This is a genomic window from Curtobacterium sp. 9128 (assembly GCF_900086645.1).
Taxonomy (GTDB): Bacteria; Actinomycetota; Actinomycetes; order Actinomycetales; family Microbacteriaceae; genus Curtobacterium.
The window spans coordinates 1,464,823-1,480,229 of sequence record NZ_LT576451.1 but is presented as its reverse complement, the minus strand read 5'-3'; the positions used below and the strand labels follow the sequence as shown (position 1 = coordinate 1,480,229).

Here is a 15,407-nt window from a genome sequence, read left to right as displayed (position 1 = left end):
TCGGGATGCTCGCGTGCGGCGGCCGATGGTGCACACCGGACGACCATCGATGATTCTAACGACGCTCAGTGACGGTTCCGAGCGCGGCCCGGGGTTCACGGTTGATTCCCCAGGCACGCACACCCCACGTTCGGGACCGGCTCGGATCGGGGACATCATCCGCGAGGTGTATTGACCGATCAGTCGCCATGACGTGGGATGGAGGGGCATGAACACGCGCGGGGACCACGTGGACACCAGGGCAGTCGGGGGCGACGGCCCTGCTCGTCGAGCCCGGAAGTCCGCCCGTGGCACGGTGCTGGCGGGCCTGACCGCGACGCTCGCCGCAGCCCTGCTCGCCCTCGCGGCCGCCCCCGTGGCAGCAGCAGCGACCACCGCGTCGCGGCCAGCATCGACCACCATCGCGCCGGCGGCAGCGACGAGCACCGCGGCGCCGGCCGCCCCCACGCAGTCCGACACCCGGCCGGCCCCACCGTCGTCCGCCCCGACGGGTTCCCCGTCCCCGACCGCTCCCCCGACCGATCGCCCCCCGGTCGACCCCACGATCGCCGACCCCGGCGACGTCACGAGCGCGACCGGCCGGTTCCACGGCACGGCGACGCCCGGACACGCCGTCCGTGTGATGGACCCCGCCGTCTCCACCCGTTCGGTGTGCACCGCGACGGCAGACCCCCGTGGCACGTGGTCCTGCTACGGCACCGTCCAGACCGGTCCGCAGCAGGTGTTCACCGTGCAGGACACCACCGACCCCTCCCGCCGCACCGCCGACGCTCCGGCGTCCGACGTCGTCGTCCCGCCGACCATCACCACGCGGGCACCGACCGCGGGCTCCGTCTCCGGCACCGGGGACGCGGGCATGACCGTCACGGTGTCACTCTCCGGCACCACGACGAACGGAGGCGCCGCCGTCCGCACCGCGGTCATCGGACCGGACGGCCGCTGGATCGTCTCCTGGGCGACGGGTGCACCGCGCCCGAACGGCACCGTCACCATGACGGCCACCCAGACGGCGAGCACCGCGGGTGGCTTCCGGTCCGACCTCCGCAGCGCCGCATCACAGCCGGTGTCGATCACGATCGACCGCACCCCGCCGGACGCCCCGCGTGTCACGGACCCGCGGACCGGAGCACGGATCGGCACCCAGCCGCTGACGATCCGCGGCACGGGTGAGCCCGGCGCCACCCTGACCGCCTACGTCGACCGCGTCGCGGTGTGCGGCGCCACGGTCGGCTCGAACGGTTCCTGGGCGTGCTCGGCCGAGGGCACGACGCTCACGGCGGGCCGCCACCAGGTCACCGCGCTGCAGCACGACGCCGCGGGGAACCACTCGCGGTCGTCCTCGGCCGTGGACGTCACGGTCCGGGCGGGCGCCACCAGCACCCCCGGTTCGAGTGCACCGCCCAGCAGCGCCCCGAGCGGGCCCACCGGAGCCGGTGGCACCCCGACCGGGACGGCAGGACCGGGCACGGCCGACGGCTCGGGCGGGACCTCCGGGCACACCCCGGGCAGCGGCGCCGGCGGCGGGACGGAGTCCGGCGGAGCCGGGACCGGCGGCGGCAGCGCGGGCCAGGGCACCGGCGGCCACGACTGGTCCGGCCCGGCGGGCGACTGGTCGATCGCGACGACGTTCGACCAGACCGTCCCCACCATCCAGTCGTCCTTCTCGTGGCGCACGCTCCTCGTTGCTGCCTCGGTCGCGGCCGGGTTCCTGCTCCTCGTCGCCGGGCCCGCACGACTCGTCGCACGCACCCTCCGCGGTCGCATGCCCGTCCGCCTCGCGTCCTTCACCGGGCGCAACCGCCCCCGCGCGGAGCGCACCCGTGGTGACGAGGCGCTCCCGACCTGGGCGTCCGTCGCCGTGGCGGTCCCGCTCGCAGCCGTGCTGACCCTGCTCGGGGTCGGTGTCGAGCTCGAGGCGCGGTACGTCCGCCTCGCGATCGCGGTCCTGCTCGGTGCCGCCGTCCTCGCGGCCGCGGTGGTGCTGGCGACCCGCTGGGCCGCCGGCGCCGACCGGCACACGGTCGGGTACCGCATCTCGCCGTGGCTCGTGCTCGCCGCCCTCGTGGCGTGCGGCATCACCCGGCTCGCGGACCTCTCCCCGGCGATCGTCATCGGCGTCCTCCTGGTCCCGGCCGGACGCCTCGACGTCGACACGGCCGCGATGCGCCTCGGCACCGGGATCGCGGCCTGCGCCAGGAGCGCGACGTGGCGTTCGATCGCGCTGCTCCTCCTCGCCGCGGCCGGGTGGCTGCTGCACAGCCTCACCCCGGGAACCGGCTTCTGGACGTCGCTCGTGTCCGAGTTCGCCATCACCCTCTGCGTGGGCGGTCTCGGGTCGCTCGTCGTGACGCTGCTGCCGGTCGCCGGCTCCGCCGGCAGCGCACTGTGGGCGCACTCCCGGGGCCGGTACGCATCGATCGCCGCCGTCGGCGTCGCGCTGGCCGCCGCCGTCTACTCCGGCTCCGCCGGGACCCACGTCTCCCCCGTCGCCATGGGTGTCGTCGCCTGCGGGTGCGCCGCGGTGGCGGCCGCCACCTGGTTGTGGGTCCGGGTCCTGGAACCGGACGTCCGCGGCTGACACGCACCGAGCCTCCAGTCCGGCGCCGGAGACCGCGGCCGACCCGCCGACACACTGGAGGCTCACCGCACCCCCGGCGCGCCGCCACCGCCGTGCAGGCGGCCAGTGCGCACCAGTGGTCACCGCGGGTGCGCGCCGGTCGCCGTCACTGCGCACTCGACCGTCTCGCGCGCCGCGCGCCCGGCACTGCGCGCGCGGATTACGCTGGCGAACGGTGCGTCGGAGCACCGACGAGCGCATGGGAGCGACGATGACGAAGACCCGATCCGACTACGACCCGACCCGGTTCCGCGAGGTCTTCGAGGGCAGCTACACCTACGCCAACGGCTTCGCGCGGAACACGCACCGCTTCGCCGGACGTCCAGCCCTCCGGGACCCGGACACGGACCGGTCGTGGACGTACGCGGAACTCGGCGACGCGGTCGACCGGATCGGCGGGTGGCTCCTCCGGCACGGCGCCGGCAAGGGCTCGGTCGTCATGGTCGAGCTCTTCAACTCCCCCGAGTTCGCGATGCTCTACCTGGCGTGCCACCGCATCGGCGCGGTGTTCTCGCCGACGAACTTCCGGCTCGCGGCCGACGAGGTCGCGTTCATCGTCGACGACTCGGCCCCGGTCGTGCTCGTGTACGACGCCGACCGGACCACGGACATCACGGCCGCGCTGGCGAGCGCCTCGCACGACCCGGCGCACGTCGTGGTCGTCGGCGATGCGCTCCGGCAGGACGTCCCGTTCGCCGACCTGCTCGCGGCCGACCCGGTGACGGCGGACGAACTCACGCCGACCGAGCCGCGGAGCACCTACGACGAGACGACGCGGCTGTACACCTCCGGGACGACGGGCCGACCGAAGCCCGTCCCGCTGCCGAGCCTCGTCGAGGTGCTCAGCGCGCACGACGTGGTCATGCACTTCCCGCTGAGCCCCTTCGACAAGACGCTGAACATGTCGCCGCTGTTCCACCGCGGTGGGCTGTACTCCGGCGGTCCGAACCCGGTGTTCTACGTCGGGGCCGAGCTCACCACGCTCCGGCACTTCGACGCCGACCGTGTGCTCGACCTCGTCGAGTCGGAACGGCTGACGTTCCTCATCGGGGCCCCGCCGAACCTCGTGCAGCTCGCGAACGCGCAGGAGAAGCGGCCGCGCGACCTGTCCTCCCTGCACGGCATCGTGACGATGGGGGCGCCGCTCGACCGGGCCGCTGCCCTGCGGTACCAGGAGCTGCTCTCCCCGCGGATCTTCAACGGCTACGGCACGACGGAGACCTTCTGGAACACGTTCCTGCGCCCGGAGGACTTCCCCGACGGCGCCGGCTCCACGGGCCGGGCCTCCACCGACGACGACGTCGCGGTCGTCCGGGTGTACGCCGACGAGCTCGCGGCGCCGAGCGACACCGTGGCGAAGGACGGCACCGAGATCGGCGAGTTCGCGGTCCGCACCGTGAAGTCCGGCTACTCGTACCGGAACCCCGGCCTCGAGGCGGAGAAGTTCGCGAGCGGCTGGTTCTACCCGGGCGACCTCGCGACGTGGGACGAGCACGAGCGGGTGACGATCGTCGGGCGCAAGGACGACATGATCATCTCCGGCGGCGAGAACGTGCACCCCGTGCAGGTGGAGGCGGTCCTGCAGGAGCACCCAGGCGTCGCGGACTCGATCGTGACCGGGGTGCCCGACGAGCGCTGGGGCGAGGTCGTGACGGCGTACGTCATCCGTGCCGAGCGCGGGCTGCCGTCGGATGACGCCGACGCGGCCGCCGAGCTCGAGCAGTGGACGGGGTCGCATCCGGGCCTTGCACGGTACAAGCGCCCGCGGAAGTACCGGTTCGTCACCGAGCTGCCGTACAACGCGACGGGCAAGAAGGTGCACTACCTCGCCAAGGCGACGGCCGCCGAGGACGACGCAGCGGGGCTGCTGCTGGCCCCGTAGCGGACGGGAGGCACGGTGCGGGCCCGCCACGAGCCTCCCGTCCGGCCCTGGTCGCGCTCAGTGCGCCGGGGCGGTGCGGGCGAACAATCCGGGGAGCAGCCCACCGATCTTCGTGCCGATGCACAGGCTCGCGAACGTCGCGAGCGGGGTGGCGAGCGCCACCGGGTCGAGGGTCGACACCGCGACGAGCCCGACCGTGCCCGGGACGAGCAACAGGAACGCGGGGAAGAACGACACCGTCGCCGGGATCACCGGGACGAGCCGTTCGAGCAGGCGGGTGGCGACGAACAGCAGGGCGGCGGTCACACCGGTCGCGACGACGCTGCCCCACAGTGGGCTCGTGCCGCTCAGCACCGCGTAGGCGGTCACCATGACCGCGACGGACACGAGCGTGAGACGCCAGCCGGAGCCGAAGACCAGGCCGAGACCGAGCGCCAGGACGACCACCGCGACCCACGACACCCAGTAGGACGGCACCGCTTCCCAGCCGCCGCGGTCGGTCCCGACCCCGGCGACCTCGCCGACGAGGGCCGCGGACGACGGGTCGACGTGCAGCCCGGTGAGCGCGCTGCCGGCGGCGATCCCGGCGGCCATGAAGCCGAGCATGATGACGCCCTGCACGAGCCGCGAGGCCCCGGTGACGATGTCCGCCGCTGTGAGTTCGAGCAGGGCGTTCGTGATGAGCGCCCCGGGGACGAACACCGCGACGGGCGCACAGACGGCGAAGAGCGGGACGTGCCCGAAGCCGGTCTGGGCGACGACGAGTCCGACCACCGCCGTCGACATGAACGCCGCGAGGAACGGGATGATGGCGACCGCCTCGCGGAAGCGACGGAGCAGGAGTCCGATGACCCCGACCAGCGCGCCGACGCCGAGCGTGACCAGGATCGCCCACCACGGACAGCGGAACACGACCGCCAGTCCTGCGGCGGTGAGGGCGTTGCCCGCGATCCACGGCAGCGGCGCCGGCGGGCGGGTGCCCGCTCGGATCGCCCTGACCCGCGCCGGGATCTCCGCGAGGGCGATCGAGCCGCTCTCGAGCCCGAGGACCAGCCGATTCGCGCGCGCCGCCTGCCGGGACGACAGCTCGACGCCCTCGGCGTTCACGATCGTCGCCGATCCCGTCGCGGTCTCGCTGACGATCACGAGTGCCGGGAGCACCCCGACCGCGAGCTCCGGGCCGATGCCGGCGGAGTCGCGGGCTTTCTCGAGCGCCGAACGGACGTCGGTGACGGAGCTGCCGGCGTCGAGCAACAGGGTGCCGAGCGTGCCGAGGAGCATGCCGACCGGGACGGTCTCCCCGTCGACCACCTCGACGTGCGACTCCGGCTGCCGGAGGACACCACGGAGGTTCGCGAGCGCGCTGCCGAATCCCACCACCGGAGCATGCTAACGGTCACCGGGGTCAGTGCGCGGTCTGCACCGCCCGCGTACGCCACCGCATCTCGCTCGTGAACCCCTCGGTCTCCGGGTGCAGCTCGTCGTCCGGCGCCGACTGCACGAGCAGCCCGATCGCGGGCGCCAGCAGGATGCTCGACGTGGTGGCCATCCCCCAGCGATCGACGGTCGGGACGTGCACCGTGTCGGCCAGACCCGCCTGCGCGAGGGCCGCCGCGTACTCGAGCACCGCGTACGCGGCGTCGTCCGTCGTGAGGACCGTCGCCAAGCCGTAGATGATGTGCTTCACGGTCGGGGACCTCCGTGCCCGGAATCGCCACACAACGGGGGACGACCTCGGCTGGACGCTACGCGCACTCCACGGTGCGTGCTCAGGTTCAGCCCCTAGGTTTCGATGCAACCGCATTCGCGGGAACTCTGAGTTCGGCCGAAGGGCTGTTCCTGATGGAAGCAGCCCCCTGATGCCCGCTTCATCGACCCTGTACCGATCCACCACTCCTCGCGTCGCCGGAGCAGCAACCGCGACGTCGACCTACAAGGACCTCCTCGAGGAGGTCCGTGCCGCCGGTCTCCTGGAACGCCGTGTCGGCTTCTACTGGGCCGTGTTCGGCGTGCTCGTCGCCCTGGTCGCCGCGTGCTTCACCGCCGTTGCACTGCTCGATGGTTCGTGGTTCGTGCTCATCCCCGCCGGGATCCTCGGCGCGCTGTTCACCCAGTTCGCGTTCCTCGCCCACGAAGCCGCGCACCGTCAGGTGTTCGCGTCTCGCAAGTGGAACGACCACGCCGGCCGCTGGGTCGGCACGTTCGTCGTCGGGCTGTCCTACACGTGGTGGATGAACAAGCACAACCGCCACCACGGCAATCCGAACACCATCGGCAAGGACCCCGACATCGCGCAGGACACCGTGTCCTTCATCGAGGAGGACGCAGCCGAGCGCAAGGGTCTCCTCCGTGCACTCACCCGGGTGCAGGGCTGGGCGTTCTTCCCGCTCCTGACGATGGAGGGCGCGAACCTGCACTTCCTCGGCGTCAAGGCACTCGTCACCGGCCAGCACATCAAGGGCTCCGGCCGCGACCGCGTCATCGAGGGATCGCTGCTCGTCGCCCGCTTCGGCATCTACCTCTGGGCCGTCTTCGCGCTCATGCCGTTCCCCGTGGCCGCCGCCTTCCTCGGCGTGCAGCTCGCCGTGTTCGGCGTGATGATGGGCGGCTCGTTCGCCCCGAACCACAAGGGCATGCCGATCATCGCCGAGGGCGCCCGCATCGACTTCCTGTCCCGCCAGGTGCGCACCTCGCGTAACATCACCGGCGGGATCTGGGCCGACCACCTCTTCGGCGGGCTCAACCACCAGGCGGAGCACCACCTCTTCCCGAGCATGGCGCGCCCGAACCTGCGCAAGGCCAAGCCGATGGTGAAGGCGCACTGCGCCAAGCACGACATCCCGTACACCGAGGCCAGCCTCGGGAAGTCGTACGCGATCGTCGTCGCCTACCTCAACCGCGTCGGGCTCGCCGCACGCGACCCGTTCACCTGCCCGATGGTGACGGCGTACCGCCTGCACTGACGTACCCCCGGTGGGACTCGAACCCACAACTCGGCGATTTTAAGTCGCATGCCTCTGCCAGTTGGGCCACGGGGGCGCGGCGATCCAGCCTACCGACGAAGGGCGGTCACCCCATGTGGGGTGACCGCCCTTCGGCGTGCGCGGGTGATCGCTACTTGGCGTCGGCCTTCGCGGCGCCGGCTTTCGCGGCGTCGGCCTTCTCGCCGTCGACCGGGGCTGCCTCGTTCGAGACGTCCTCGGCGGGCTTGCCGTACGCGGGGCCGGCGGCACCGGCGGGCGTGCCCTCTTCCGGCGACGGCGCGACGGCCTTCGGCTCCTCGGCAGCAGCAGGCTTCGGGCGCGACGCCCACGCCTCGAACGCGGCGCGCGGGGTCTCGCGGTCGTCGAGCGACGCGATGTCACGACCCAGGAAGAAGCCGCCCACCCAGTCGCCGATGACGCGCCACTTGCGCTCCCACGACGGCATCGCCATGCCGTGGTAGCCACGGTGCGCGCCCCATGCGAGGAAGCCCTTCATCGCGAACTTGCCCGACTGGAAGACACCGATGCCGAGACCGAGGCCCGCGACGGCGCCGAGGTTGTCGTGCTTGTAGTCCACGGTCGCCTCGCCGCGGAGCACCGCGACCAGGTTCTTCGCGAGCTGCTTGGCCTGACGGACGGCGTGCTGCGCGTTCGGGACGCACATGCCGCCGACGCCGGCACCCGTGAGGTCCGGGACGGCTGCGACGTCGCCACAGGCCCAGGCGTCGGCGATGACCTCGTCCTCGTTCACGACGCGGAGGTCGGGCTGCACGGTGATGCGGCCGCGGGGCTCGAGCGGGAAGTCGGTGCCCTTGACCATCGGGTTCGCCATGACGCCGGCGGTCCAGATGATGAGGTCGGACTCGATCGTTTCGATCGACTCGTCCTTGGCCTTGAGCTGGCACACGCCACCGACGGCCGACGCGAGCTGCGTCTCGAGGTGCACGTTCGCGCCGCGCTCCGCGAGGTTCTTGAGCACCCAGTGCGAGGTCTCGAGGGACACCTCAGGCATGATGCGCCCCATCGCCTCCACCAGGTGGAAGTGCGTGTCGTCGAAGGACAGCTGCGGGTAGCTCTTCAGCAGGTCGGTGACGAACGAGCGGAGCTCGGCGAACACCTCGATGCCGGCGAATCCACCGCCGACGACGACGACCGTGAGCAGGCGGTCGCGCTCCGGACCGGCCGGCAGGTTCGACGCCTTGGCGAAGTTCGTGAGGATCTTGTCGCGGATGGCCGCGGCTTCCTCGATGGTCTTCAGGCCGATGGCCTCGTCAGCGACGCCCGGGATCGGGAAGGTGCGGGAGACGGCACCGGCGGTCATGACGATCTGGTCGTAGGACTCTTCCCACGGCTCGCCGATCGCCGGCGTGATCGTCGCGGTCTTCGAGGCGTGGTCCACCTTGGTGACCTTGGCCGTGACGACACGGGTCTTCTTGAGGTGACGACGGTGCGAGACGACGGCGTGACGCGGCTCGATGGAACCGGCGGCGACCTCCGGGAGGAACGGCTGATACGTCATGTACGGCAGCGGGTCCACCATGACGACCTCGGCTTCGCCCTGGCGAAGGTGCTTCTCGAGCTTCCATGCGGTGTAGAAGCCGGCGTAACCGCCGCCGACGACGAGGATCTTGGGCACGGGGGATGATCTCCTTGGAGTGGGGGTGGTTGCCGGGCGGCTGGTCAGAATTCGCCACCACCCGCCCCGACTCCGGCGTCTGCACCCTCATCATACGCCCGGCATTCGCACCGGTCGGGCGACCAGCTCGCGCGCTCGAGCGCGAGGTCGCCGATGGGGTTCACGCCGGGGCCGGCAGCGAGTGTGTGACCGACGAGGGCGTGCAGGCACTTCACGCGGACGGGCATGCCGCCGGCGCTGATGCCGTCGATCTCGTCGACGTGCTCGATGGATTCGCGGTCAGCGAGGTAGGCCTCGTGGGCAGCGCGGTAGCGCTCGGCCGTCTCCGGGTCCTCGAGCAGCGAGGCGAGTTCCGGCATCACGCCGTTCGCCTCGAGTGTGCTGACGGCAGCGGTGGCCGCCGGGTGGCACAGGTAGTAGAGCGTGGGGAACGGGGTGCCGTTCGACAGGCGCGGCTTCGTGGCGACCACCGTCGGGTTGCCGCAGACGCAGCGCGCCGCGATGCCGACGACGTCACGGGCGGGGCGGCCGAGCTGGGCCGAGACCACCTGGACGTCGTGCTCGGACGGCGGGTCGAACGGAGGGGTCGTCACGGGTACAAGAGGCTACCGGAGTTCCGGACGGCCTCGCACCGACGTGACGTCAGTTGCCGGAGTTGCCGCTGCCGGACACGTCGGGTGCGACGAGTTCCTGCGTGGTCTCGTCGGACAGTCCGGACTTCAGCACCGAGGACAGCATCGCCTGCACCCAGTCCACCTTCGGGGTCTGCACCGTCGAGCTCACCGGCGTGCCGGAGTCGGTCGTCGGTCCGCCGTCGGCGGAGGTCGTGCCCTCCCCCATCACCAGGAAGCTCTGCTCGCCCGGGTAGACGTAGAGCAGGCGGTCGCGGGCCTGCGCCTCGATGTAGGCGGGGTCGTCCCAGCGGGCGACGTCCTTCTTCTTCTGCGCGACGTCGGACTTCTGCGCGGCGACCTCGTGCTGCTTCTGCGAGATCTGCTCCTGCTGCTGGATGAGCGTGCGGAGCGACGGCGCGAGCACCACGACGAAGAGCACGATGATCGCGAGCATGAGCAGGCTGAAGCCGGAGAACCGGATCGAGCGGTACCAGGGCTGCTCGGCTCGCGCATCGTCGGGCATCGCCACGGGGACGCGGCGGACGCGGGGCTTCTCGCTGGGCACGTCACGACGATAACCCGACCTCGGACGTGACCCACGCCGCCGCGCCCCGTCCCGGCCCCTTCTCAGGCGGCGCCGCCGTCCGCCCGAGACGCCGTCGTGCGCTCGAGACGCCGCCACTTTCTTCGGTGTCTCGACGAGACGGGGGTGTCTCGACACGCAGACGCGCCCCGCGCCTCCGGACAGGAGGCACGGGGCGCGTCGGGCGGGCGGCTGGTTACAGCGCTGCGGCGCGCGGGAACGCGGTGCGGCCCGCGTAGACCGCGGCGTCGCCGAGCTCTTCCTCGATGCGGAGGAGCTGGTTGTACTTCGCGACGCGGTCCGAGCGCGCGGGGGCGCCGGTCTTGATCTGGCCGCCGTCGACCGCCACGGAGATGTCCGCGATGGTGGTGTCCTCGGTCTCGCCGGAACGGTGCGACAGGATCGCCGTCATGCCGTGGCGCTGCGCGAGCGAGACGGCGTCGAGGGTCTCGGTCAGGGTTCCGATCTGGTTCACCTTGACGAGGATCGAGTTGCCGGCCTTCTCGTCGATGCCCCGCTGCAGACGCTTCGGGTTCGTGACGTAGAGGTCGTCGCCGACGATCTGCACCTTGCCGCCGAGCTCGGAGGTCAGGTGGGTCCAGCCTTCCCAGTCGTCCTCGGCGAGGGGGTCCTCGATGGTGACGAGCGGGTAGTTCGCGACGAGGTCCGAGAAGTAGCTCGTGAACTCCTGCGAGGAGAGCTGCTTGCCCTCGAAGTTGTACTTGCCGTCGGCGAAGAACTCGGTCGACGCGACGTCGAGGCCGAGTGCGATGTCCTTGCCGGGGGTGAAGCCGGCCTTCTCGATCGCCGCGACGAGGAAGTCGAGCGCAGCGCGGTTCGACGCGAGCTCTGGCGCGAAGCCGCCCTCGTCGCCGAGGCCGGTCGCCAGGCCCTGCTTCTTCAGCTCGCCCTTGAGGGCGTGGTAGGTCTCGACACCCCAGCGGAGCGCCTCGGAGAAGCTCTCGGCGCCGTAGGGCACCAGGAAGAACTCCTGGATGTCGACGTTGGTGTCGGCGTGCGCACCGCCGTTGACGACGTTCATCAGCGGAACGGGCAGGGTGTGCGCGTTCGGGCCGCCGAGGTAGCGGAACAGCGGGAGGTCGGCCGAGTCGGCGGCGGCGCGGGCGACGGCGAGCGAGGCGCCGAGGATCGCGTTCGCGCCGAGGCGGGACTTGTTCTCGGTGCCGTCGAGCTCGATGAGCGCGGCGTCGACGAGGCGCTGGTCGGTGGCGTCGAAGCCCTCCAGCGCCGGGCCGATCTCGTCGAGGACGGCTTCGACGGCCTTGAGGACGCCCTTGCCGCCGTAGCGGGCCTTGTCGCCGTCGCGCAGCTCGTACGCTTCGAAGGCGCCGGTGGAGGCGCCGGACGGGACGAGCGCGCGCGAGACGACGCCGTCGTCGAGGAGGACCTCGACCTCGACCGTCGGGTTGCCTCGGGAATCGAGGACTTCGCGTGCTCCTACGGCATCGATCACGGCCACGGGGTACTCCCTACACGTTGCGGTTGTGGTGCTTGCGGTGTCGATCCTACCGAGGCGCGGTGAACGGTTTCGCTGCGCTCGGTGACGACTGTGGACGAGTCAGGCGAGCGGGCGGAACTCGACACCCTCGAGCGAGGTCGTGTCCGCGCCGACGGTGGCGAACGACCCGAAGCCCTGCGCTGCCAGACCGGCGAGCAGGTTCTTCGTGTTCTTGGTCCGCTTCTCGAGCCGGACGCGGTGGTGCTGCTCGAGCGCCTCGCCCTTGAGCGCGGCGAGCCTGACCGGGTCCACGTCCTTGTCGTACACGAGCACGACGGCGTCGGAGGTGGCCGCTTCCGGCAGGGTCACGAGGTCGACGAGCCGCTCGAAGCCGAGCGAGAACCCGACGGCGGGGACGTCCTGCCCGAGGAACCGTCCGATCATGCCGTCGTACCGCCCGCCGCCGCCGAGGCTGTACCCGAAGTCCGGGTGTGCGACCTCGAAGATGGTCCCCGTGTAGTAGCCCATGCCGCGCACGAGTGTCGGGTCGAAGCGCAGGTCGACGCCGGGCAGCGCCTCGCGGAGCCGGAGCAGGTCCGCGAACGCGTCCTCGTCGAGCCACGCGGCACCGCGGACGCTCTCCCAGTCGGCCGTCTCGAGCGCGCCGATCGTCGCGGCGAGGTCGGGCAGGTCGACGCCGAGGACCTCGCCGAGCTCTCGCGCGACACCGTCCGCGCCGATCTTGTCGAGCTTGTCGATCGTGATCAGGGCACGGTCGGCGGCGGCCGGGTCCGTGATGCCCCACGACGCCAGCAGTGCCACGAGGATGCGGCGGTCGTTGATCCGGATCGAGGTCCCCGTCACGCCGAGTGCGTCGAGCGCTGCGGTCGTCGCCCGGATGAGTTCGATCTCGGCGAGCTGCCCCGGTTCGCCGAGGATGTCGATGTCGCACTGCACGAACTGCCGGTACCGCCCCTTCTGTGGACGCTCGGCGCGCCAGACGGGTGCGATCTGCACGGCGCGGAACACCGTCGGGAGCTCGGCGCGGTGCGAGGCGTAGAAGCGGGCGAGCGGCACCGTGAGGTCGAAGCGGAGCCCGAGGTCGGCGAGGTCGAGCGGGGCCTCGGCGCTGCGGAGGTCCTCTACCGAGAGCCCGCGACGCATCACACCGAACGCCAGCTTCTCGTTGTCGCCGCCCAGGCCCGAGTGCAGGCGTGCCGAGTCCTCGACCACCGGGGTCTCGATCTCGTCGAACCCGTGGCGGGAGTACACCCCCCGGATCACGCCGAGGACGTGCTCGCGACGCGCCTTGTCCGCGGGGAGGAAGTCACGCATGCCACGGGGTGCCGTCACGGTCGTCGCCATGGGTCAATCCTGTCAGATCGCGACGCCCGGCTTGCGTGGCGTCCGACCTACTGATATTCTCTATCCAGAACCTCGGACCGACGGGTGCCTGATCCACCCACCGGTCCGATCGCGTGGGCAACGTGCTGCAGTGTGCCCCGCGGTTCGAGCGGGCTTCCCTGCCGGCGCCACCACCCCTGGGGCGCCGTCTGCCCGCTCTGCGGGCGTCCTCCTTTTTCGGGTTAGGAGGACGCCCGCACTTCTCCCGCCAGAAGGCGGTCACCCACACTCACCCGACGTCGTCGGTCGCGCGTCCCGCTGCGTCGAGCCGACCGACCGCCGCGCGCAGACTCGCGACCGGGTCGATCCCCGCGCGCTGCGCCTCGGCGACCGCCGCCAGCATGCGGACACCCCATCCGGTGTCGACACCGTCCGCACGGCCGCCCGTCCTGCCGTCGCCGTCCCCGGCCGACCCGACGACGGCGGCGACCACCGCCTCGGCGTCGCCACGTTCCTCCAGGCGTTCCAGCAGCTTCACCGCACGCTCCAGCGGCGGCATCGCCCGCGGGACGCCGTCGAACGCACTGGTCCGGCTCGACTTCTCGGCCGCCTTCGCAGCGCGCCAGACCCGGACGACGTCCTCGACCGTGTCGGCGTGCTCGTCGCCGAACACGTGCGGGTGTCGGCGGACCATCTTGTCGCGGGCGGTCGCGGCGACGTCCTGCAGGTCGAACGAGCCGTCCCTGGCGGCGATCCCCGCGTGCAGCACCACCTGGTACAGCACGTCCCCGAGCTCTTCGCGGAGGTCGTCGGCGTCGCCGTCCTCGATCGCGTCGACGAGCTCGTACGACTCCTCCACCGCGTAGCGCGACAGCGACGCATGCGTCTGCACGCGGTTCCACACGCACCCGTCCTCCGGGGCGAGCAAGCGGTCGACGACGGCTGCGAGGTCCTCCATGGCGCTCATGTCGGCCATGCTCGCACGGGGGCCGTCCGGTACGATGGTCGAGGCGTGTCGGGAAGTCTGGTCGACGGACCGTTTCCCGATCTCTGACGGAGTTCCATGCTTGCTGTCGTCCGCTCCCCCCGTTTCAGCGCCATCGCCCTGCTCACCGCGGCGGTGCTCGGCCTCCTCGTCGCGAACACCCCGGCCGGCCCCGGGCTCGAGCACGTGCTGCACCTGCACTCCCCGTGGGGCGCGATCGGACTCGACCTGTCCGTCGCGCACTGGATCAGCGACGGGCTCCTCGCCGTGTTCTTCCTGCTCGTCGCGATCGAGTTGAAGCAGGAGCTCGTCGCGGGCGAGCTGTCGAACCCGAAGACCGCGATCGTGCCCGCGATCGCGGCGGTCGGCGGCGTGCTGGTGCCCGCCGGGGTCTACCTCGCCGTGACGGCCGGCACGCAGTACACCCACGGCTGGCCGATCCCGACCGCGACCGACATCGCCTTTGCGCTCGGCGTCCTCGCGATGTTCGGCCGCGGCCTGCCGTCGTCGCTCCGGGTGTTCCTGCTCGCCCTCGCGGTCCTCGACGACCTCATCGCGATCGTCATCATCGCGGTCGTCTTCGCCAGCGACACGGACTTCCTCGCGCTCGGTGGCGCCGCGGTCGTGCTCGTCCTCTTCTGGTTGCTGGGTCGGATGCTGCTCCCTGGTCGCGCCGGGCAGGGCTGGATCATCGCCGCGATGATCGTCCTCGGTGCGCTGACCTGGTGGCTCGTCTACCACTCGGGCGTGCACGCCACGATCGCCGGCGTCGCCCTCGGGCTCGTGCTGCCGCGGCGTCCCGGGCACACCGTGTACGACCGGGTGGAGCCGTGGTCGAACGCCGTCGTCCTGCCGATCTTCGCGTTCGCGTCGGCGGCGGTCGTCATCCCCGCGGTCGGCATCAGTGAGCTCTCCCCGACGTTCTGGGGCGTCGTCCTCGCGCTGCCGGTCGGCAAGATCGTCGGCATCACGCTGTGCGGTGCCGTCGCGACACGGGTCTTCCGCGGGCCGGGTCGTCCGTCGCTGTCGTTCTGGTCGATCGTGACGGTCGGCGTGCTGGGCGGGATCGGCTTCACGGTGTCGCTGCTCATGAACGAGCTGGCGTTCGCGAACAACGAGGAGATCGTCGACGAGGGCACGCTGGCGGTGCTGATCGGCTCCGGCATCGCGATGGTCGCCTCCGCGATCGTCGTGAGCCTCAAGGCGCGCCACCACCGGGCCCGCCGCGAGCTCTCCGAGGCCGAGTCCACCGAGTAGCGCGACCGGTCGCCGGACGGGAGGCACGGTGCCAGCCCGCACCGAG

At 71.6% G+C, this 15,407-nt stretch carries 12 protein-coding genes and 1 tRNA gene; 4 read left to right on the top strand and 9 right to left on the bottom strand.

Features of this window, described 5'->3' with window-relative positions; genetic code table 11:
- Positions 1-208: 208 nt before the first annotated feature.
- Together QK288_RS07195 and QK288_RS07190 are read left to right on the top strand one after the other, a co-directional pair.
- The gene (locus tag QK288_RS07195; RefSeq protein WP_281267124.1) at positions 209-2,578 is read left to right on the top strand and encodes an Ig-like domain-containing protein; all 2,370 of its coding nucleotides are present in this window, start codon (positions 209-211) and stop codon (positions 2,576-2,578) included.
- A gap of 250 nt (positions 2,579-2,828) precedes the next feature.
- Positions 2,829-4,499: a class I adenylate-forming enzyme family protein gene (locus tag QK288_RS07190; protein ID WP_281267123.1), complete on the top strand. Its 1,671-nt coding sequence runs from the start codon at positions 2,829-2,831 to the stop codon at positions 4,497-4,499.
- A 57-nt stretch (positions 4,500-4,556) separates the two neighbouring features.
- On the opposite strand, the gene QK288_RS07185 is transcribed toward QK288_RS07190, so the two are convergent.
- Together QK288_RS07185 and QK288_RS07180 are read right to left on the bottom strand one after the other, a co-directional pair.
- Positions 4,557-5,879 carry a threonine/serine exporter family protein gene (locus QK288_RS07185; RefSeq protein WP_281267122.1) on the bottom strand — a complete coding sequence of 441 codons (1,323 nt, stop codon included), beginning with the start codon at positions 5,877-5,879 and terminating at the stop codon, positions 4,557-4,559.
- Positions 5,880-5,904: 25 nt separating this feature from the next.
- Positions 5,905-6,186 carry a hypothetical protein gene (locus QK288_RS07180; RefSeq protein WP_281267121.1) on the bottom strand — a complete coding sequence of 94 codons (282 nt, stop codon included), beginning with the start codon at positions 6,184-6,186 and terminating at the stop codon, positions 5,905-5,907.
- A gap of 172 nt (positions 6,187-6,358) precedes the next feature.
- Here QK288_RS07180 and QK288_RS07175 point away from each other — a divergent pair, with 172 nt between their 5' ends.
- A complete protein-coding gene (locus QK288_RS07175; protein ID WP_281267120.1) occupies positions 6,359-7,462 on the top strand; it encodes an acyl-CoA desaturase in 1,104 nt (367 codons plus the stop codon).
- 2 nt (positions 7,463-7,464) lie between these two features.
- On the opposite strand, the gene QK288_RS07170 is transcribed toward QK288_RS07175, so the two are convergent.
- The 7 genes from QK288_RS07170 to QK288_RS07140 all read right to left on the bottom strand — a co-directional run bounded on the left by QK288_RS07170 (position 7,465) and on the right by QK288_RS07140 (position 14,086).
- Positions 7,465-7,538 (bottom strand) — tRNA-Leu (locus QK288_RS07170).
- Between the two features lie 75 nt (positions 7,539-7,613).
- Complete coding sequence (locus QK288_RS07165; protein WP_281267119.1) at positions 7,614-9,119, bottom strand: FAD-dependent oxidoreductase; 1,506 nt, start codon at positions 9,117-9,119, stop codon at positions 7,614-7,616.
- Positions 9,120-9,163: 44 nt separating this feature from the next.
- The gene (locus QK288_RS07160; RefSeq protein ID WP_281267118.1) at positions 9,164-9,712 is read right to left on the bottom strand and encodes a DUF501 domain-containing protein; all 549 of its coding nucleotides are present in this window, start codon (positions 9,710-9,712) and stop codon (positions 9,164-9,166) included.
- A gap of 49 nt (positions 9,713-9,761) precedes the next feature.
- The gene (locus tag QK288_RS07155; RefSeq protein ID WP_281267117.1) at positions 9,762-10,298 is read right to left on the bottom strand and encodes a septum formation initiator family protein; all 537 of its coding nucleotides are present in this window, start codon (positions 10,296-10,298) and stop codon (positions 9,762-9,764) included.
- Positions 10,299-10,512: 214 nt separating this feature from the next.
- Positions 10,513-11,796 carry a phosphopyruvate hydratase gene (eno, locus tag QK288_RS07150; RefSeq protein ID WP_281267116.1) on the bottom strand — a complete coding sequence of 428 codons (1,284 nt, stop codon included), beginning with the start codon at positions 11,794-11,796 and terminating at the stop codon, positions 10,513-10,515.
- A gap of 99 nt (positions 11,797-11,895) precedes the next feature.
- On the bottom strand, positions 11,896-13,140 hold the full coding sequence (gene hisS, locus QK288_RS07145; RefSeq protein WP_281267115.1) for a histidine--tRNA ligase: 1,245 nt from the start codon (positions 13,138-13,140) through the stop codon (positions 11,896-11,898).
- Positions 13,141-13,408: 268 nt separating this feature from the next.
- Positions 13,409-14,086, bottom strand: a complete 678-nt coding sequence (locus QK288_RS07140; RefSeq protein WP_281267114.1) for a MazG family protein — start codon at positions 14,084-14,086, stop codon at positions 13,409-13,411.
- Between the two features lie 96 nt (positions 14,087-14,182).
- On the opposite strand from QK288_RS07140, the gene nhaA reads away from it, so the two are divergent.
- Positions 14,183-15,361, top strand: coding sequence for a Na+/H+ antiporter NhaA (gene nhaA, locus QK288_RS07135; protein WP_281267113.1), 1,179 nt, complete (start codon positions 14,183-14,185; stop codon positions 15,359-15,361).
- Positions 15,362-15,407 lie beyond the last annotated feature (46 nt).